16 protein-coding genes and 1 riboswitch are annotated in these 19,045 nt (G+C 71.8%); of the genes, 10 read left to right on the forward strand and 6 right to left on the reverse strand.

Annotation, left to right across the window (positions count from 1 at the left end; genetic code table 11):
- Positions 1-73: 73 nt before the first annotated feature.
- Both BM290_RS31130 and BM290_RS31135 read left to right on the forward strand, forming a co-directional pair.
- Positions 74-1,474, forward strand: a complete 1,401-nt coding sequence (locus tag BM290_RS31130) for a trypsin-like serine peptidase (protein ID WP_093619479.1) — start codon at positions 74-76, stop codon at positions 1,472-1,474.
- Between the two features lie 9 nt (positions 1,475-1,483).
- Entirely contained in the window at positions 1,484-2,197 is a 714-nt protein-coding gene (locus BM290_RS31135) for a phosphatase PAP2 family protein (RefSeq protein WP_093619480.1), read from the forward strand.
- Here the strand turns inward: BM290_RS31135 and nagA are convergent.
- The 3 genes from nagA to BM290_RS31150 are packed head-to-tail and all read right to left on the reverse strand — an operon-like array spanning position 2,135 to position 5,078.
- Positions 2,135-3,232, reverse strand: a complete 1,098-nt coding sequence (nagA, locus tag BM290_RS31140) for an N-acetylglucosamine-6-phosphate deacetylase (protein WP_093619481.1) — start codon at positions 3,230-3,232, stop codon at positions 2,135-2,137. The two genes, BM290_RS31135 and nagA, sit on opposite strands and share 63 nt — an antisense overlap.
- A complete protein-coding gene (locus BM290_RS31145) occupies positions 3,226-4,158 on the reverse strand; it encodes an ROK family protein (RefSeq protein ID WP_093619482.1) in 933 nt (310 codons plus the stop codon). The genes nagA and BM290_RS31145 overlap by 7 nt, the downstream gene beginning before the upstream one ends.
- Positions 4,155-5,078 carry an SIS domain-containing protein gene (locus BM290_RS31150; protein ID WP_093619483.1) on the reverse strand — a complete coding sequence of 308 codons (924 nt, stop codon included), beginning with the start codon at positions 5,076-5,078 and terminating at the stop codon, positions 4,155-4,157. Before BM290_RS31150 ends, BM290_RS31145 begins: the two co-directional genes overlap by 4 nt.
- 190 nt (positions 5,079-5,268) lie before the next feature.
- Between BM290_RS31150 and BM290_RS31155 the strand changes: the two genes are divergently transcribed.
- Positions 5,269-6,054: a DeoR/GlpR family DNA-binding transcription regulator gene (locus BM290_RS31155; protein ID WP_093619484.1), complete on the forward strand. Its 786-nt coding sequence runs from the start codon at positions 5,269-5,271 to the stop codon at positions 6,052-6,054.
- Between the two features lie 159 nt (positions 6,055-6,213).
- Positions 6,214-6,612, forward strand: coding sequence for a DUF3263 domain-containing protein (locus BM290_RS31160; protein ID WP_093619485.1), 399 nt, complete (start codon positions 6,214-6,216; stop codon positions 6,610-6,612).
- 97 nt (positions 6,613-6,709) lie between these two features.
- Here BM290_RS31160 and BM290_RS31165 read toward each other — a convergent pair whose 3' ends face one another.
- On the reverse strand, positions 6,710-8,923 hold the full coding sequence (locus BM290_RS31165; protein ID WP_093619486.1) for an AAA family ATPase: 2,214 nt from the start codon (positions 8,921-8,923) through the stop codon (positions 6,710-6,712).
- Between the two features lie 116 nt (positions 8,924-9,039).
- Between BM290_RS31165 and BM290_RS31170 the strand changes: the two genes are divergently transcribed.
- From BM290_RS31170 to thrC, 4 genes are all read left to right on the forward strand, one after another.
- Complete coding sequence (locus BM290_RS31170) at positions 9,040-11,766, forward strand: alpha/beta fold hydrolase (RefSeq protein ID WP_093619487.1); 2,727 nt, start codon at positions 9,040-9,042, stop codon at positions 11,764-11,766.
- The gene (locus tag BM290_RS31175; protein ID WP_093619488.1) at positions 11,763-12,635 is read left to right on the forward strand and encodes an ABC transporter permease; all 873 of its coding nucleotides are present in this window, start codon (positions 11,763-11,765) and stop codon (positions 12,633-12,635) included. Before BM290_RS31170 ends, BM290_RS31175 begins: the two co-directional genes overlap by 4 nt.
- A 49-nt stretch (positions 12,636-12,684) precedes the next feature.
- A complete protein-coding gene (locus tag BM290_RS31180) occupies positions 12,685-13,593 on the forward strand; it encodes a GNAT family N-acetyltransferase (RefSeq protein ID WP_239143787.1) in 909 nt (302 codons plus the stop codon).
- 95 nt (positions 13,594-13,688) lie between these two features.
- Positions 13,689-13,827, forward strand: a riboswitch (SAM riboswitch).
- Between the two features lie 9 nt (positions 13,828-13,836).
- On the forward strand, positions 13,837-15,120 hold the full coding sequence (gene thrC / locus BM290_RS31185) for a threonine synthase (protein WP_093619490.1): 1,284 nt from the start codon (positions 13,837-13,839) through the stop codon (positions 15,118-15,120).
- 234 nt (positions 15,121-15,354) lie between these two features.
- On the opposite strand, the gene BM290_RS31190 is transcribed toward thrC, so the two are convergent.
- A complete protein-coding gene (locus BM290_RS31190; RefSeq protein WP_239143788.1) occupies positions 15,355-15,789 on the reverse strand; it encodes a hypothetical protein in 435 nt (144 codons plus the stop codon).
- A 46-nt stretch (positions 15,790-15,835) separates the two neighbouring features.
- Positions 15,836-16,339: a GNAT family N-acetyltransferase gene (locus BM290_RS31195; RefSeq protein WP_093619492.1), complete on the reverse strand. Its 504-nt coding sequence runs from the start codon at positions 16,337-16,339 to the stop codon at positions 15,836-15,838.
- Between the two features lie 103 nt (positions 16,340-16,442).
- Here BM290_RS31195 and BM290_RS31200 point away from each other — a divergent pair, with 103 nt between their 5' ends.
- Both BM290_RS31200 and groL read left to right on the forward strand, forming a co-directional pair.
- On the forward strand, positions 16,443-17,099 hold the full coding sequence (locus tag BM290_RS31200; protein ID WP_093619493.1) for a hypothetical protein: 657 nt from the start codon (positions 16,443-16,445) through the stop codon (positions 17,097-17,099).
- 300 nt (positions 17,100-17,399) lie between these two features.
- A complete protein-coding gene (gene groL, locus BM290_RS31205; RefSeq protein WP_093619494.1) occupies positions 17,400-19,022 on the forward strand; it encodes a chaperonin GroEL in 1,623 nt (540 codons plus the stop codon).
- Positions 19,023-19,045 lie beyond the last annotated feature (23 nt).

Genomic DNA, 19,045 nt, shown 5'->3' on the forward strand with positions numbered 1-19,045 from the left:
TCGTGCGGCGCGTCGTGCCCGCACGTGGCTCGTTACACAGGTGCGAAACGGCCCACTACGCATCGGGAGTGGCATGCGACGCAAGACAGGCATCGTCATCGGAACGTGCGCCGCCCTGGCACTGGCCGGAACGGGCGGCGCGGTGGTCGCGGCGCAGGACGGCGAGGACCCGGCCGGATGGCACGAGGCGCCGGCGATCGCGCCGGCCCCGGTGACGGAGCACGGTCTCGTGCCGGGCGCCACCGTCCCCCGGGCGCCGCGGACCACAGCCGCCACACCGTCACCGCCGGTCACCGCGGACACGCCGGAACGGCCGTCCTCGCCGTCCGCGGCCCCGCCGACCCCGAGGCACGTGCAGGACCGGCGCTGGGAGTCGACCGAGGCGCCCGCCTCCGGCCGTGAACGGGTCGGCACGCTGCACCGGGTGGACGAGGAGGTCGGCTATCCGGCCGGGCCGGTGCGGCAGGAGCTGTCCTACCCCGGCGCCTCCTACGTGAAGGTGCACTTCGAGCGGATCGCCGTGCCCGCCGGCGACTACGTGACGGTGTCCAACCCGGCCGGCACCGAGTCGTACCGCTACGAGGCCGACGCCGACGGCCGCTGGGCCATGTCGATCACCGGGGACACCGCCGTCGTCGAGGTGCACCGGCGTACCGAGTCGCTCAACAGCGTCCTCGCCGGCGTCGGCGTCGACATCGACCGGGTGGCCCGCGGGGACGCGCGGGAGACCGGCGGCTCCGGCGGCGGCGCTCCGCGGCCGGCCCGGCCAGGCGCTCCCGGACCTGCTGGACCGGGCCGGGAGGAGTCGGTCTGTGGCACCGACACCTCGACCGACGCGGTCTGCTACGAGTCGAACGACCCGGTCGCCTACACCAAGTCGAAGGCGATCGCCCGGCTGCTGATCAACGGGACCGAGCTGTGCACCGGCTGGCGGGTCGGCGCCAAGAACCGCATGATCACCAACAACCACTGCCTGACGAACTCGGCCGAGGCGTACGACACCGAGGTGTGGTTCAACTATCAGTGCGCCAAGTGTGGTGGTTACGACGTGTTCAAGCCGACGAAGGTCTGGGGCGACAAGGTGCTCGCCACCGACAAGACCTACGACTACACGCTGTTCACCGTGGACGGTTTCGCGTCGATCGAGAAGTTTGGCTTCCTCACCCTGGACCCCGCGCGGCCCAAACGGGGACAGGAGCTCTACGTGCCCCAGCACCCGGCCGGGGAGCCGGCCCGGATCGCCGGGAGCAAGGGGGAGGCGGCCGGCAACTGCGCCGTCGACAATCCCGACTACACGGGGTACACCGCCCACTCCGACGTCTCCTACTTCTGCGACACCGCGGGCGGCTCGTCCGGCTCGCCGGTGATCTCCCGCGCCACCAACCGGGTGGTCGCCCTGCACCATTTCGGCGGATGCCCCAACTCCGGGGTACGCGGGGATCTGCTGGCCGGGCGGTTGCGGGCGTACCTCTAGTTTTGAGGGGTGACCGAGAAGATCACCCGGAGCTGGTGGCCCGACCTGCTGGCCGTCGTCGCGTTCGTGGCGCTGACCGTCGCCCTCGCCCGCGGCCACCTGCTGGACCTCGATCAGCGGGTGGCCGGTTGGTCGCTCAGCCATCAGCCGCCGGTGCCCTACTGGACCGCGCGGGTCTTCAACTACCTGGGCCAGGGCGGCTCGGTGCTGATGCCGATCACGTTGATCATGACCGGCCTGCTGTACTGGCGGACGCGCTCGATCCGTGTGGTGCTGCCGTTCGTGGCGACGTTCGTGTTCACGTACTTCACGATCGGCCCGGCGAAGATCTTCTTCGACCGCGCGGCACCGAAGTTCGATGGCCCGGACCCGGCGATCCTGTTCAACCCGGCCGCGTCCGGCGAGTATGCGATGAGCTACCCCTCCGGGCACGTCGCCAATGCGATCGTCTGGTTCGGGCTTGTCGCGCTGCTCCTGAGACGGGAACTCTCGCACCGCCAGTGGCTGCTGCTACGGGTCGCACCCGTGGTGATCGTCTTCGTCACCACGATCTACACCGGTTTCCACTGGCTCACCGACTCGATCGCGGCGCTGTTCCTCGGTCTGGTCCTGACCCGGCTGCTGGCGCGGATCCCGTACGACCGGATCCCGCTCGGGCCGCTAGAGCGCTTCTCCGCCCCGCAGCACGGACGTCGGGGTGAGGTCGGGCGACAGCACGACTAGGTCCGCGCGCAGGCCCGCGACCAGCGCGCCCAGCCGGTCACCGAGACCGAGCAGCCGGGCCGGCGTGGTCGAGGCCATCGCCACCGCGTCGACCAGCGGCAGCCCCGCGGCCACCGCGTTGCGCAGCGCCACGTCCATGGTCAGCGTGCTGCCGGCGATCGAGCCGTTGTGGGCGAGCCGGGCCACCCGGTCGGCGACCACGACCTCCTGACCGCCCAGCTCGTACCGCCCGTCGGGCATGCCGGTGGCGTCCATCGCGTCGGTGACCAGCACCGACCGGCCGGGGCCCGCGCTGCGGGCGGCGAACGCCAGCATGCCCGGGTGCAGGTGGATGTTGTCGGCGATCAGCTCGCAGACGATGGCCGAGGAGAGCAGTCCGACGACCGGGCCGGGTTCGCGGTGGTGCGGCGGACGCATGCCGTTGAACAGGTGCGTGGCCACTGTCGCGCCGGCGGCCACCCCGGCGTGGGTCTGGTCGTACGTGGCGTCGGTGTGCCCGATCGCGGCGAGGACTCCGTGCCCGGCCAGGTACGCGATGGCGTCGAGGGCGTCCGGCAGCTCCGGGGCGACGGTCATCATCCGTACCGCGCCCTCGCCGATCTTGATCAGGTCTTTGATCTCGCTCATCGACGGGTCACGCAGGTAGGCCGGGTTCTGCGCCCCGCACCGCACCTCGGACAGGTAGGGGCCCTCGAAGTGGATCCCGGCCAGCACACCCTCGGCGACCAGCGGCTGGTAGGCGAGCACCGCCGACCGCATCAGCTCGAACGGCGAGCTGACCAGGCTGGCCAGCATCGTCGTCGTCCCGTGCCGCAGGTGGAAGGCCGCGGCCGCGCGGGCGGCCTCGGCGGAGCCGGTGGTGAACGTGTGGCCGCCGCCGCCGTGGCAGTGCAGGTCGACGAACCCGGGCACGATCACGTCGTCACCGGCGGCGTCGTCCGGCACGATCGCCGCGATCAGCTCGCCGTCGAGGTCGAGGTGGCCGCGGACGACCGCGTCCGGGGTGACGATCCGGCCGGAGATTCGGGTCACGATGCACCTTCCACGCTGTCCAGGGCGAGCAGGGCCGAGCCGAGGCAGCCGGCGGCGTCGCCCAGTTCGGCCCGGACGATCTCGGGGGAGCGGTGGAACGTAACCCGCCCGGCGACCGCGGCGCGGACCGGGAGCAGCAGGTCGTCGCCGGCCTCGGCCAGCCCGCCGCCGAGCACGACCACGCCGACGTCGTAGAGCGCCTGCGCGGTCAGCAGCCCGTCGGCCAGCGCCTCCACGGCGTCCTGCCAGACCCGGCGGGCCAGGTCCTCACCCCGCGCGGCCCGGGTGGCCACGTCGAACGCCGTCGCGCCGGACTCGCCGGACAGCTCCGCGTACTTGCGGCCGACCGATTTGGCCGACGCCTCCGCCTCCAGGCAGCCGAGCAGCCCGCACCCGCACGGCGCGCCACCCGGCCGGACCACCACATGTCCCAGCTCACCGGCGGCGCCGTGCGCTCCCGGGTAACCGCGCCCGTCGATCACCAGGCCCCCGGCGATGCCGGTGCCGATCGCCACGAACAGCACGTGCCGCCGCCCGCGCCCGGCCCCGAGTCGAGCCTCGGCGAGAGCCCCCACACGCACGTCGTGGCCGAGGGCGGCGGGCAGGCCCAGGCGTTGCTCGGCAAGATCCTTCAGCGGTACGTCCCGGAAGCCCACGTTCGCCGACCAGACCGCGACACCGTGGAGTTCGTCGACGACACCGGGCACCGCGATGCCGGCCGCGATCGGGTCAAGCCCGTCGGTGCGGGCCCGGGCCGCCAGCGACCCGGCCACGCCCAGGATCGTCTCGGTGACCGCCTCCGGGCCGCGCTCGGCCCGGGTCGGGTGTCGTTCCTCGTGGTGGACGGTGCCGTCCGGGCGCACCAGGGCGCATTTCATGCCGGTGCCGCCCACATCGAGGGCGACGACGACCGGGTCGCTGAGGCTCACGTAAGGACGACGGAACGGGCGAGGTTGCGTGGGTGGTCCGGGTCGAGGCCCTGGGTGGTGGCCAGGGCGAGAGCGACCCGCTGGGCCAGGATCAGGTCGGCCATCGGGTCGAGGGGGGCGCGTTTGCCCGCCCAGCGGCCGATCGCGCCGTACCCACCGTGGTGGCGGCTGTGAACGAACGCGGCGCCGGTCGCCTCGACCTCCTCGGCCAGCCCCGCCGGGACGTCGCCGAAGGCCCACACCACGCGGCGCGGCCCGGCGATCGCGATCGGGCCGTGCCGGTAGTCCATGGCCGGGTACGACTCGGTCCAGAACCCGGCCGTCTCCCGGCACTTGAGCGCCGCCTCCTCGGCGAGACCGACGGTCCAGCCCCGGCCGATGAAGGTGATCTGGTCGACGAGCGACGGGTGCACCGGCAGCGGCAGGCGGATGGCCACCTCGGCGTCCGCGGCGGCGGCCTCGATGTCGTGGCCCAGGTGGGCGCGGAGGGTGGCCAGCACGCTGGTGGCGAAACGGGTCTGCACGACTGATTTCTCGTCGGCGAAGTCCAGCACCACCGAGTGACCGGCGATGTCGGCGGCTGGCTGGCTGCCGTCGGCGGTGAGGACGGTGACCGGGGTGTGCTCACCGACCGTGCGCATCACGTCGAGGGTCTCGGTGGTGGTGCCGGACCTGGTGATCGCGACGAGCCGGTCGTAGCGCCGCGCGTACGGGAAGTCGGAGGCCTGGAAGGCGTCGGTCTCCCCGTGTTCGAGCTGCTCACGCAGCACCGCGTAGGACTTGGCCATGAACCAGGAGGTGCCGCAGCCGACGACGGCGACGCGCTCCCCACGGGTCGGCAGTCCGGGTGATTCGGCTAGTTTCGCCGCCTGCCGCCAGCACTCGGCTTGTGTGGCGATCTCCGCTTTGACATGGCTCATGGCTGTTCCTCACCGGTAGATGCTGCGCATTCGCGCTCGGTTCCCGGGTCTTTCGCGCGTTATTGTGCTCAGAGTGCTGCCGCGGGGGCAAGTTCCAAAGGTCCTTCGCGCATCAGATGGCTTTGCTTCCGGGCCTTTCGCGCACTAATGTGCACACACTTATCATGGAACGTGCATCGGAGAGTGGTGGGTGGACCGGTACGCGCGGTGGAATGCCCTGCTTGAGCTACTGACGGAGAGCGGCCGGGTGACCGTGGAGGAGGCCTCCGAGCGCCTCGACGTGTCCCAGGCGACCATCCGCCGCGACTTCGACCAGCTGGCCCAGCAGCAGATGATCACCCGCACCCGGGGCGGCGCGGTCGCCAACGGCGTCTCCTACGATCTGCCGCTGCGCTACAAGAGCGCCAAGCACTCCGCCGAGAAGCAGCGCATCGGAGAGGCCGCGGCCCGCCTGGTCACCCCGGGCACCGTGGTCGGGCTCAACGGCGGCACCACGATCACCGAGGTGGCCCGCGCGCTCGCCGTCCGCCCCGATCTCAACGCCGGCGGGGAGGGCTCCCAGCTCACCGTCGTCACCAACGCCCTCAACATCGCCAACGAGCTGCTGCTGCGCTCGCGCATGAAGATCGTGGTGGCCGGTGGGGTGGTGCGCCCGCAGTCCTTCGAGGTGGTCGGCCCGCTCGGCGGGGCCCTGCTCAAGGAGGTCACCCTCGACATCGTGCTGCTCGGGGTCGACGCGCTCGACGTCGAGCTGGGTGCGGCCTCCCACCACGAGGGGGAGGCGTCCATGAACAGCCTGATGGTCGCGCGGGCCAAGCGGGTGGTCGTGATCGCCGACTCGTCGAAGCTGGGTGGCCACGCGTTCGCGCGGATCTGCCCGATCAGCAAGATCGAGACGCTGGTCACCGACTCCGGGGCGTCCGCCTCGACGATCGCCGCCTTCCGGGATGCCGGAGTGGACGTCATCACCGCCTGAATTCCTCGGATCGGCGTTGCTACAGCCGATCGGGTGGTGGCTATGTGGACGGTCCGTAGTCGAATGGTCGCTTCAGGTAGCGTCTGCGGGGTTCTGAAGGGCGTCCTATGCTGAGGATCCCTCGTGAAATCCGTGGTCACCGATGCCGTCTGGAGTGCCATGCAGCCCGCCGCCGAACCGACCGGTGACCAGCCCGTCGAGGACCAGCAACACATCCCCGCCCCGCGCTCCGCTCCCACCGAGCCCGCCCCGGTCGCCGAGTCCGCTCCGCTCGCCACCGGGTCGTCTCCGCTTGCCGCCGGATCGTCTCCGCTTGCCGCCGGGCCGTCTTCGCTCTCCGACCGAGAGCTGGAGATCCTCGCCTTCGAGGGCAAGTGGTGGAAGCACGCCGGAGCCAAGGAGCAGGCCATCCGGGACACCTTCGGCCTCTCCTCGACCCGCTACTACCAGCTCCTCAACGGGCTGCTCGACAACCCGGCCGCCCTGGAGAAGGACCCGGTCCTGGTCGGCCGGCTCCGCCGCCTCCGCTCGGCCCGGGCCCGCACCCGCCGCCGCTGAACCCCGATCACGGACCGCCTCCGCGAGCAGCCCGGGAACCCGGCCGGCCGTGCGGCTGTCGGGGACGGGTTCGGCGGCTCCGGGAGCCTGGCCGTGGTCAGGGCTGGTGGGACTCGGCGTAGGCGGCGAGCCAGGCCACCTGGTCGGGGTCGAGGGAGGGGCGGACGCGCGAGCGGGCGGTCGCCACGTTGGCCGCGGTCACCGTGGTCGCCTCCAGCGAGTCGCGCATCGCGGCCAGCGCCGACTCACGGATCAGCGCGGCGCAGTCGGCGGCCGAGAAGCCGTCGAGGGAGGCGCCCAGCTCGACGAGGTCGACCGACGAGTCGAGCGGCACGGCCTTCGACGAGGCGCGCAGGATCGCGGTGCGGGCGTCGGCGTCCGGCGGGGGCACGAACACCAGCCGTTCCAGCCGGCCCGGCCGCAGGAGCGCGGGATCGATCAGGTCGGGCCGGTTGGTGGCCCCGATGACCACGACGTTGCGCAGGTCCTCGACACCGTCCAACTCGGTCAGCAGAGCGGCCACCACCCGGTCCGTCACGCCACCGTCGGTGCCCTGCCCGCGGGCCGGGGCCAGGGCGTCCACCTCGTCGAGGAAGACGAGCGTCGGCGCGGCCTCCCGGGCTCGGCGGAACAGCTCACGCACCGACCGCTCACTGTCACCGACCCACTTGCTGAGCAGCTCGGCGCCCTTGACCGACAGGACGTTGGCCTTACCCGTACCAGCGATGGCCTTGACCAGATAGGTCTTGCCGCAGCCGGGCGGGCCGTAGAGCAGGACCCCGCGCGGCGGTGACACCCCGAGCCGGGCGAACGTGTCCGGATAGGTCAGCGGCCACAGCACCGACTCGGTGAGCACCTGCTTGACCTCGGCCATGTCGCCGACGTCGTCGAGGGTGACCGCCGCGACCTCCAGCGTGGACTCGGCCATCGAGGTGGGCCGCACCACGTCGAGAGCGGCCTCGAAGTCGGCCATGGTGACCACCTCGGACGACTCGCCGGCCGCCCCGACGACACGGAGCGCGGCCCGGACCCCGGCTTCCCGGGCCAGGGCGCCGAGGTCGGCGGCGACGAACCCGGGGGTACGCCCGGCGACCTCGTCCAGCCGTACATCCTCGGCCAGTGGCATCCCCCGGGTCAGCACGCCCAGCTGCTCGCGGCGCATCGCCGAGTCCGGCAGGGGGACCGTGAGCTGGACGGACAGCAGCTCCGGGGCACGCAGGGACGGGTCCACCGACTCGGGTCTGCTGGTGGTGCAGACGACAGCGGTCCGGTCGGCGAGCGTGTCGGCGAGCACCTGACGGAAGACCGTGGAGATCGGCCCGGGCTCCTCGCGCGGGGCCAGCGCCTCGACGTCGGAGATGAGCAGCACGGCCGGGCGCCCGGTGCGTACCTCCCGGGAGATCTCTCGCAACCGTGCCGCCGCCGCATTGTTGGTGAGGGCGGCCAGCTCCGGTCCCCAGATGGTGCGGACCTCCGCGCCGACCGCCGCGCCCACCGCCCGGACCAGCGCCGACTTCCCGGACCCGGAGGGGCCGGAGATCAGCACGCCGAGTGTCACCCGGGTGCCCAGCTTGGCCAGCACCTCACCGTGGTGGAACCCGAGATCGAGCAGTTCCTCCAGCTCCTTGGCCTGCGCCCGCAGCCCGGGCAGGTCGTCGAGGCTGAGCGGCGGCACATCCGGATCGGTGGAGGCGGGCGCGCTGGGGGAGGCCTCCGGGCGGGCCGGGGAGACGCCCGCGGCGGGGCCGTTCTGCCAGGCGACCACGGTGTCCATGGTGACCAGCGAGGCGTCGCCGCCGGTCACCTCGATGACGCTGAGCAGGGTGCTGGTCCAGGCGTAACCGACCCGGTTGGCGAGGCTGCGCCGGGCGGCCTCGACGAGCGGGCGGTGCCCGGCCTCCGGGAGCACGTCCTGCGGCAGCAGGGAGACGTCGTCGCCGGCGCTGACCACCTTGCCGAGCAGCGCCAGGCGCAGCATCTCGGGGGAGACCACGGCGACCACCTCGGCCGGGCCGGCGAGCGTCACCCGGGTCGCCTGGGTCACCGGGACCGGGGTGACGGTGACCTGGCCGCCGTCGCGCATGCCGAGGTTGCCGAGGGTCAGGTCGTCGGCGTAGAGCAGGCCGCGCCCGGCCGTGGACTCGGCCTTGGCCACGATCCCGGCGGTGGTGCGCGTGCCGGTCAGCCGGACCGGATCGCCGGGGCGCAGGGCCAGGGCGGCCATCACCTCCGGGTGCAACCGCACGATGCCGCGTCGCGCGTCCAGGGCGGCGGGCCGCAGGGTCACGGTCAGCGTGAGGTCATCGGCCACCGGGCGTGCCTTTCGCGAAGACGGTCTGAGGGGTCAACGCTAGCCGCCGGAGGGTAGCCGGGCGGCTGAGAGGTTTCACAGGCACCGCTCAGCCGTGTCGGGCTAGCGTGTGCGCCATGCCTGACCTGACCGCCGGACTGCGCCGCGCGCTCTCCCGGCTTCCCCGGCGCCGGGTCCTGCCCGCCGCGGCCGCCCTCGTGGTGCTGGCCGGCGCCGCCGTCTGGGCGGTCCGTCCCACGCCGGATGCCTGGACCACCGAGGACCTCCGGCTCGCCGGCGCCGACGTCGAGCTGGACGCCCGCTTCTACCTGCCGGCCGACCGCGACGGCAAGGTGCCCGCGGTGCTGCTCGCGCACGGGTTCGGCGGCAGCAAGGAGTCGGTCCGTGACGACGCCGAGTCGCTGGCCGGGCGCGGCTACGCCGTTCTGACCTACACCGCTCGCGGTTTCGGCCGCAGCACCGGCCAGATCCACCTGGACAGCCCCGACCACGAGGTCAAGGACGCGCAGAAGCTGCTCGACTGGCTGGCCGCCCGGCCCGAGGTGGTCACCGACGGCGCCGGCGACCCGAGGGTGGCGGCGGTCGGCGGGTCCTACGGCGGGGCGCTCGCCCTGCTGCTGGCCGCCCAGGACCAGCGGGTCGACGCGATCGTCCCGCAGATCACCTGGAACGATCTGAACCAGGCGCTGGTCCCGGGTGGCGTCTTCAAGAAGGCCTGGGCGGGCTACTTCTTCGGCAACGGCGGAGCGTCGGCGCTCGGCCTCATGGGCGGTGGCCGAGGCCAGGAGCAGGGCGATCCCGCCTGCGGCCGGTTCGCCGAGGACGTCTGCAAGGCCTACCTGCAGATGGCCACCACCGGCATCCCCGACGAGACGACCAGGGCGCTGCTGCTCAAGTCCAGCCCGGCCACCGTCCTCGACCGGATCAAGGCGCCGACGCTGCTCATCCAGGGCGCGGTCGACACGCTCTTCCCGCTCTCCGAGGCCGACGCCAACGCCAAGGGCATCGCCGCGACCGGCACCCCGGTGCGGGTCGCCTGGTTCACCGGCGGCCACGACGGCGGCGCCGGCCCGGCCTCCGACTCCGACCGGCTCAAGTTCCTCACGGCCCAGTGGCTCGACCACTACCTGAAGGGCGAGGGCGAGGCGCCCGGCGACGACTTCACGTTCTCCCGGGTGGCCGGGTTCAGCGCGCTCGACCGCGGGCTGGTCACCAACGGCTACTCCACCGGGTCGTACCCCGGGCTCACCGGCACCGGCAGCACCGAGATCACCCTGCAGGGCCGGGCGCAGCCGATCGCCAACCCGCCGAACGGCAACCCCGGCGCCATCTCGTCGATGCCCGGCATCACCAGCCGGCTCAGCTCGGTGCTCAGCGGCGGCGTGGCCATGGACGTGCCCGGCCAGCACGCCGACTTCGAGTCGGCGGCGCTGACCGCCCCGGTCGAGGTGGCCGGCGCACCGGCGGTGCGGTTGCGGGCGGCCTCACCGACCGGCGAGGCGATCCTCTTCGTCAAGCTCTACGACGTCGACGCCAACGGGTCGGCGACGCTCAGCGCCGGCCTGGTCGCGCCGATCCGGCTCACCGGCCTGCCGGCCGACATCAATGCGGCCCAACCGGTCAGCGTCACGCTTCCGGCGATCGTCCGGCAGATCGAGGCCGGTCATACGGTACGGGTCACCGTCGCCACCTCCGACCAGGCTTTCCTCACGCCCGCCCAGCCGGCCACGTACACGGTCGCGGTGGAGCCGGCGCTGACCCTGCCGACGCTGACCGGCACGCCGATCGCCGACCCCGGCAGCATCTGGTGGTATGTGCTGGCCGGGGTGATCGGCGTGATCCTGCTCGGCCTGGCCGTGCTGCTGCTGATCAGCCGGATCCGGCACCGGCGGCGCGACGTGGCGGTGGTCGAGGAGCACGCGGACACCCCGCTCGTGGTGAACGGGCTGCGTAAGGCGTACGGCGACGGCTTCGTGGCGGTTCAGGAGATCGGCTTCACGGTCGAGCGCGGCCAGGTCGTCGGCCTGCTCGGGCCGAACGGCGCGGGCAAGACCACCACGCTGCGGGTGCTGATGGGCCTGACCCAGCCGACCGCCGGGGAGATCTACGTCTTCGGGCACCGGCTGGTCCCGGGCGCCCCGATCCTGTCCCGGGTCGGCGCGCTGGTCGAGGGCCCCGGTTTCCTGCCGCACCTGTCCGGTGCGGAGAACCTGAGGGCGTACTGGCAGGCCACCGGCCGCCCGTGGGCCGACGCCCGGTTCGAGGAGGCCCTGGAGATCGCCGGCCTGGGCGACTCGGTGCACCGCAAGACGCGTAAGTACAGCCACGGCATGCGGCAGCGGCTCGCCATCGCGCAGGCCATGCTCGGCCTGCCGGAGCTGCTGGTGCTCGACGAGCCGACGGACGGGCTGGACCCGCCGCAGATCGCCGAGATGCGCCGCGTCCTGCAGCGTTACGCCACCGACGGCCGGGCCGTGCTGGTCTCCAGCCACCTGCTCGCCGAGGTGGAGCAGACCTGCACCCACGCGGTCGTCGTCAACAAGGGCCGGATCGTGGCGTCCGGCCCGGTCAGCGACATCGTCGGGGACTCCCCGTCGGTGCAGCTCGACGTCTCCGACGTGCCGGCCGCGACCCGGATCCTGCAGGACCTGGGGGTGGCCTCGGTCAAGACCGAAGGCGCCAGCGGGCTGATCGTGGACATGAACGGCACGGCCCGCTCGGAGGTGGTCGCCTCCCTGGTGGAGGCCGGCATCGGAGTGGACCGGCTGGTGCCGCGCCGCCGCCTGGAGGACGCCTTCCTGTCCCTGGTCGGCGACAACTCGCGAGGAAGTGGGGACCGATGACCACCACCCTGGAAGCGGCTTCCGGCTACAAGCCGTCGCGCACGCTGCCGCTCTGGGCCGAGGTGCGCCGGCAGGCATCCCGGCGGCGTACGCAACTCGCGCTCGGCTTCATGGTGCTGCTGCCGCTGATCGTCCTGGCCGCCTTCGAGTTCGGTGGCGGCGGCCGCGACGACAACGACGGCAACGGCGGTGGCGCGTTCAGCAGCATGGCCGACCTGGCCACCTCCGGCGGGCTCAACTTCGCGCTCTTCGGTCTCGCCGTCTCGGCCGGGTTCCTGCTGGTGGTGGTGGTCGCGTTGTTCTTCGGCGACACGGTGGCCAGCGAGGCGAGCTGGGGCAGCCTGCGCTATCTGCTGGCGATCCCGGTCCCGCGGGCCCGGCTGCTCGGCGTCAAGCTGACCGTCGCCGCCGGCTACTCGCTGCTGGCCCTCCTGCTGCTCGTCGGCACCAGCCTGCTCGTCGGCACGCTGCGGTACGGCTGGTCCCCGATGGGCAGCACGATCGCCGCCGAGATCCCGCCCGGTGAGGGGCTGCTGCGGCTGCTGGGGATCTGTGCCTACCTGGCGACCACCCTGCTCGTGGTGGCCGGCCTGGCGTTCCTGCTGTCGGTGCTGACCGACGCCGCCCTGGGCGCGGTCGGCGGCGCCGTGCTGCTGTGGATCCTGTCCAGCATCCTGGATCAGATCGACGCGCTCGGCGGCATCCGCAACGGCCTGCCCACCCACTACACGGACGCCTGGATGGGCCTGCTCTCCACCCCGGTGCAGACCGAGGACCTGGCGAAGGGCGCGATCTCCGCGATCGTCTACGCCACCCTCTTCTGGGGGTTCGCGTTCTACCGCTTCACGCGCAAGGACGTCACCTCGTAAACCACAATCGGGTTGACGGCCGGGGTGCCCGCGCGATGGCATGGCGGCCGTGACGGCTGACTTCTCGATCCGCCCGGCCCGCCCCGACGACGCCGCGGGGGCGGTCGCCCTCCGCCTCGTGGTCCATCCCTATCTGGTGCGTGGTGAGGCGACCACCCGCCGCATGTTCGCCGAGCCGGCGCCCGGCGCCGACCGGATCTTCCGGGTGGCCGAGAGCGGCGCCGGGATCATCGGGCTCGTCTCGGCGTTCCGGGACACCCGCTCGGCCGATCCGGGTTTCGGGCGGGTCGGGCTGCACGTGCATCCGCAGCACCGCGGCCGGGGCGTCGGCGCGGCCCTGCTCGCCGAGGCGGTCGGCCACCTGCGTTCGATCGGGGTGCGGCGGGCGAGCAGCTGGGCCGCTCCGGAGGCGGTCGGGTTCGCCCGGGCGCACGGCTTCGAGCCGTCCCGGGAGATGCGCTTCTCGGGCCTCGACCTGACCGGGTTCGGCGACCGGCCGTTCGTGCCGGCGCCGCCCGGGATCCAGGTGGTGCGGCTGCGTGAGGTGACGGAGGAGGCGCTGTACGCGGCGGATGTGGCGGCCGCGACCGACGAGCCCGGCGAGACCGCGCCGCAGCCGACGCCGTACCCGCTGTGGCGCTACGAGATCTGGGACGAGCCCGGCCTGGACCGGGACGCCAGCATCGCGGCCGTCGGGGACCGGGAGATCGTGTCGTTCTCGCTGGTGATGCGGGACGGCGACCGGATGTGGTCGGACATGACCGCCACCGTCCCGGCGTACCGCGACCGTGGTCTGGCCCACCTGGTCAAGTACGCGGCGCTGCGCCGGGCCGCGGCGTCCGGGGTGCGCGTCGCCTACACCAGCAACGACGAGGAGAACAAGCCGATGCTCGCGGTGAACACGCGGCTCGGCTACCGCCCGGTGGCCACCCAGGTCTCCTGCATGGCCGAGTTCTGACACCGATGTGAGCCAGACAGGGGTTTGGCTCACACCTCGGGAACTTCGTGTGGCGTACGCGGCATCTCGTCGTAAGGTGTGGGAAACAACTGAATACCTCATCCAGAGGGGCAGAGGGATACGGCCCGACGAAGCCCCGGCAACCACCGCGCAGCGATTCTCGATGACGAGCCGCGTGTGGCAGGTGCTAATTCCGTCCCCGTTTCGGCAGGTCGCCGCGGGGAAAGATGAGAGGAAACTCTGATGACGTCTGTCGTTGACGCACCCTCGCACACCTCCACCTCGCCCGCTCGTGGGCTGATCTGTCGCGCCTGCGGCGCCGAGTACCCGCTCGCCGCGCAGCACGCCTGTTACGAGTGTTTCGGCCCGCTCGAGGTCGCGTACGACGAGGCGGCTCTCGCGCGGGTGACCCGGGCCCAGATCGAGGCGGGCCCGCAGAACATCTGGCGTTACGCGGCGTTGCTGCCCGCCGGCCAGGACCCGGCGACCCGGGTGACCCTCGACCCCGGCCTGACCCCGCTGGTGGCCGCCCCGCAGCTGGCCGCCGCGGTCGGCATCGAGGCGCCGCTCTACGTCAAGGACGACTCGCAGAACCCGACGCACTCGTTCAAGGACCGGGTCGTCTCGGTGGCCCTGACCGCCGCCAAGGAGCTGGGCTTCAACCGGTTCTCCTGCGCGTCGACCGGTAACCTGGCCAACTCGGTCGCCGCCCACGCGGCCCGCGCCGGGGTGCCGAGCATCGTCTTCATCCCCTCCGACCTGGAGCCGGGCAAGATCATCACGACCGCGGTGTACGGCGGTGAGTTGGTCGCCATCGAGGGCTCCTACGACGACGTGAACCGGCTGTGCAGTGAGCTCGTGGAGACCGACGAGTTCGAGGACACCGCGTTCGTGAATGTGAACGTCCGCCCGTTCTACGCCGAGGGCTCGAAGACCCTGGGCTACGAGGTGGCCGAGCAGCTGGGCTGGCGCATCCCGGCCCAGGTGGTCATCCCGATGGCCTCCGGTGAGCTGCTCACCAAGGTGGACAAGGCGTTCTCCGAGCTGGTCGAGATCGGACTGGCCGAGGCTCCGGAGGGCGGCTGGACCGTCTTCGGCGCCCAGTCCGAGGGCTGCAACCCGATCGCGGTCGCCCTGCACGCCGACACCGACGTGATCACCCCGGTGAAGCCGACCGGCATCGCAAAGTCGCTCAACATCGGTGACCCGGCCGCCGGGCCGTACGCGATCGAGGCCGTCAAGCGCACCGGTGGCTGGATGGACTACGCGAACGACGACGAGATCCGCGAGGGCATCCGGCTGCTCGCCGAGACGACCGGCATCTTCGCCGAGACCGCCGGCGGCACCACTGTGGCGGTTCTCAAGAAGCTGGTGGCGAGCGGCAAGCTCGACCCGGCCAAGGAGACCGTCGTCTACAACACCGGTGAGGGCCTGAAGACGCTCGACGCGGTGGCCGGCCAGGTTGGACCGACCCACACGATCAAGCCGTCGCTGCGTGGCGCACGGGAGGCGGGGCTGCTCGGCTGACCCGTTACGGGTCGCCCGACCGGCCGGGCGAAGGTCACCAATTCGTGACCAACTCTCACTGACCGTCACCGACGATCAGCCGGTTGTCAGAATTACCTCCTCCGAGGACTTGCACTCCGATCTCCGGATGGGCAGGATGCTCTCTGCGGGAGGACGCGGCGCCGTACGAGGCCCCTCACCAGAGCTTGGCGACAATCTCCGAGGGTCCCAACGATCCAGCGCTGACCCAAACGGCTACGTGCCCGGAGGCGTTGTGCGTCCGTCCTCCCGACCAAACATCTTGAGGATCCACGGTCGCAGTGGGAGTTCCTCCGGGTAGTGCCCATCGGCCAGGCCCGCGTTCTTCTCGAACCAGTTGCGCACGCCGTAGGACGTGGTCAGCGCGATCGACCAGCCGCACGCGATCCAGTAGGCGGGCCAGAAGAACGGGCCGAAGAACGCATACTGGCTCGCGTGGCGGGACTCGTGGGTGAACAACCGGGCCCGCTCCTCGGCGAGCAGCCACTCGGCCGGGCGGTTCGTGATGATCACCGAGCCGACCGTGAAGCAGGAGCCGGCCGGCATCCGGAACCGGAAGTTCTCCGCGATCAGCACGCCGTGCCGCCCACGTCGCACCCTCGTCCCGGTGCCGAGGGCGATCAGCAGGCCGATCAGGGTCGTCCCGTTCACCGCGGTCAGCGTCGTCCGCGTCGCGTGCCACCCGCGCCCGGCCACCTCACACCCGCCGGCGCATCTGCAACTCGGTGAGGGCGCGGACGGTCGGGTGCGGCAGGCGGACCCCGGTGTCGGTGAAACCCAGCTTCTCGTACGCCCGGACCGCCCGGTCGTTGCCGCAGACCACCTCCAGCATCAGCTCGTCGCGCCCGGCCGCCGAGGACCAGTCGGCGACCGCCTCGACGAGCTGGCCGAGCAACTTGCCGCCGCGGTGGGCGGGGGTCAGGTAGACCGCGAAGATCACCGTGCAGCTGGGCTCGCCGGGCACCGTGGTCCCGCCGGCGTGCCCGATCAGCGGCCCGCCCGGGTCGACGATGAACTGAGCCGTGTCCGGCCCCTCCGACGACTGCCTGATCCGCTGCCGATAGCTCTCGTGCGGCCGGGCCGCGGCCTGCGCCAGGGTCTCCAGGAACGCCAGCGGGCTGTCCGCCAGCATCTCCAGGCGGAGCGCCCGCATACGCCCGGCGTCCTCCGGGGTCACCCGCCGTACGTCCCAGTTCTCCATGGCTCCATCACTACCGCCGGTCCACCCGCTCGGCAACCGGGTTGTCGCGAACCCGAGCGCCCGGACGACACCGCGGGTTGCGGCCCGGTCGCATGATCGTTCGATGCACATCGACACCGGCCCGGCGGCCGAGCCGCTCTCCGGCCTCCGGCTGGTGCGGGCCCGGCCCTGGGCGCTGGCCGCGACAGTTCCGCTCGTGTTCGCGATCCAGCTCGCCCCTGCGTTCCTCCTCCCCGCGCTGATCGGTGCGCCGGCCCCGGGCGGGAACCCGCTGCGAACCCTGCTCCAGCCGCTGTTCGTCCTGATCGCCGAGTTGCCTTCGGTGGTGGCTCTCACCGTGGTCGCCGTGCTGGCCGGGCGGTGGGTGCGGGCCGGCCGGGTGCTGCTGCTGGCGGTGCTCGGCGGCTGCCTCTGGTTCGTCTCCGTCCTGGTCGCCGGCGCCGCCGGGAGCGGTGACGAGGCGAGCAACACGGTGGTGAGCTTCCTCGTCCTCGCGGTGAAGTCGATCCTGCTGGGCCTTGCCGCCGGCGCCCTCTTCCCGGCCGCCGGCTCCGGACGCCGCTCCGGGTGGCTGCCGGCCGGCTCCGTGGCCCTGCCGCTCCTCACGTGGGTGGTGGGCCGCATCCCGATCCCGTGGTTGCCTCAGGTGCTCGCGGCGGCCCTCGTCGTCGGCTGGGCCGTTGCGGCGCTCGTCACGTCTCGTCCGGTGCCGCCGGAAACCGCCGCCACCCCGGCTGAGCTGGGCTTGCAAGATCCTTAGCCGAAACGGCGGCCTCTTCCGGGCTTTCGCGGGAAGATGGGGTTTCTTGCACTCGCCATCGGAGAGTGCTAAACAAGTGATTGGCACTCGCGCATGCTGAGTGCCAGCAGGTCGGGACGGTGGGGTTCCGGTCGCGATGCTGCCATCGGCATCGGGGCACGGAGCCGGTCGTCGCGGGCTATCCGGCTCGGCCTGAGGACGTCACCTTCGCCAGGTGGTGGCGTCCGCAGACTTCCTCAACGTGCGGAGAGCGGGGCCGACGAGGCCCGGCGCCGCGGATGTCCGGGAGGACAACGCCGTATGGCCAAGATCATCGCATTCGACGAGGAGGCTCGTCGGGGCCTCGAGCGTGGCATGAACCAGCTCGCGGACGCGGTCAAGGTGACCCTCGGCCCCAAGGGCCGCAACGTGGTTCTCGAGAAGAAGTGGGGCGCTCCCACGATCACCAACGATGGTGTATCCATCGCCAAGGAGATCGAGCTCGAGGACACCTTCGAGAAGATCGGCGCCGAGCTGGTCAAGGAGGTCGCGAAGAAGACGGACGACGTCGCCGGTGACGGCACGACGACCGCGACCGTCCTGGCCCAGGCGCTGGTCCGGGAGGGCCTGCGCAACGTCGCGGCCGGCGCGAACCCGATGGCCCTCAAGCGGGGCATCGAGGCCGCCGTGGCCAGCGTCTCCGAGGAGCTGAGCAAGCTCGCGAAGGACGTGGAGACCAAGGAGCAGATCGCCTCCACCGCCTCCATCTCGGCCGCTGACACCACGGTCGGCGAGAAGGTCGCCGAGGCCATGGACAAGGTCGGCAAGGAAGGCGTCATCACCGTCGAGGAGAGCAACACCTTCGGCCTCGAGCTCGAGCTCACCGAGGGTATGCGCTTCGACAAGGGCTTCATCTCGGCCTACTTCATGACCGACGCGGAGCGTATGGAGGCCGTCTTCGACGACCCGTACATCCTGATCGCGAACAGCAAGATCTCCGCGGTCAAGGACCTGCTCCCGATCCTGGAGAAGGTCATGCAGGGCGGCAAGCCCCTCGTGATCATCGCCGAGGACGTCGAGGGCGAGGCCCTGGCCACCCTGGTCGTCAACAAGGTCCGTGGCACCTTCAAGTCGGTCGCCGTCAAGGCCCCCGGCTTCGGTGACCGCCGCAAGGCCATGCTGGAGGACATCGCCATCCTCACCGGTGGCGCCGTCATCAGCGAGGAGGTCGGCCTCAAGCTGGACGCCGCCGACCTGTCCCTGCTGGGCCAGGCCCGCAAGGTCGTCATCACCAAGGACGAGACCACCATCGTCGACGGTGCCGGCAACGCCGAGCAGATCCAGGGCCGGGTCAACCAGATCCGCGCCGAGATCGAGCGTTCGGACTCCGACTACGACCGTGAGAAGCTGCAGGAGCGCCTGGCCAAGCTGGCCGGCGGTGTTGCGGTGATCAAGGTCGGCGCGGCCACCGAGGTCGAGCTCAAGGAGCGCAAGCACCGCATCGAGGACGCCGTTCGCAACGCGAAGGCGGCCGTCGAGGAGGGCATCGTCCCGGGTGGTGGCGTCGCGCTGGTGCAGGCCGGCAAGACCGCCTTCGAGAAGCTCGACCTGATCGGCGACGAGGCCACCGGTGCCAACATCGTCAAGGTCGCGCTGGACGCCCCGCTGCGTCAGATCGCTGTGAACGCCGGCCTCGAGGGTGGCGTCGTGGTGGAGAAGGTGCGCAACCTCGAGCCGGGTCACGGCCTCAACGCCGCGAACGGTGAGTACGTCGACCTGCTGGCCGCGGGCATCATCGACCCGGCCAAGGTCACCCGCTCGGCGCTGCAGAACGCCGCGTCGATCGCCGCGCTGTTCCTCACCACCGAGGCCGTCGTGGCCGACAAGCCCGAGAAGACCCCGGCTCCGGCCGGTGCCCCGGGCGGCGGTGACATGGACTTCTGAGTCCAGTCGTAACTGAGGGGCGG

The organism is Actinoplanes philippinensis, from assembly GCF_900113015.1.
In the GTDB taxonomy this organism is placed as follows: domain Bacteria; phylum Actinomycetota; class Actinomycetes; order Mycobacteriales; family Micromonosporaceae; genus Actinoplanes; species Actinoplanes philippinensis.

Coding starts and splice junctions, on each gene's coding strand:
- BM290_RS31130 (WP_093619479.1), top strand. CDS start 74: ATGCGACGCAAGACAGGCATCGTCATCGGAACGTGCGCCGCCCTGGCA.
- BM290_RS31150 (WP_093619483.1), bottom strand. CDS start 5,078: ATGAGCCATGTCAAAGCGGAGATCGCCACACAAGCCGAGTGCTGGCGG.
- BM290_RS31160 (WP_093619485.1), top strand. CDS start 6,214: ATGCAGCCCGCCGCCGAACCGACCGGTGACCAGCCCGTCGAGGACCAG.
- BM290_RS31170 (WP_093619487.1), top strand. CDS start 9,040: ATGCCTGACCTGACCGCCGGACTGCGCCGCGCGCTCTCCCGGCTTCCC.
- BM290_RS31175 (WP_093619488.1), top strand. CDS start 11,763: ATGACCACCACCCTGGAAGCGGCTTCCGGCTACAAGCCGTCGCGCACG.
- thrC (WP_093619490.1), top strand. CDS start 13,837: ATGACGTCTGTCGTTGACGCACCCTCGCACACCTCCACCTCGCCCGCT.
- BM290_RS31195 (WP_093619492.1), bottom strand. CDS start 16,339: ATGGAGAACTGGGACGTACGGCGGGTGACCCCGGAGGACGCCGGGCGT.
- BM290_RS31200 (WP_093619493.1), top strand. CDS start 16,443: ATGCACATCGACACCGGCCCGGCGGCCGAGCCGCTCTCCGGCCTCCGG.
- groL (WP_093619494.1), top strand. CDS start 17,400: ATGGCCAAGATCATCGCATTCGACGAGGAGGCTCGTCGGGGCCTCGAG.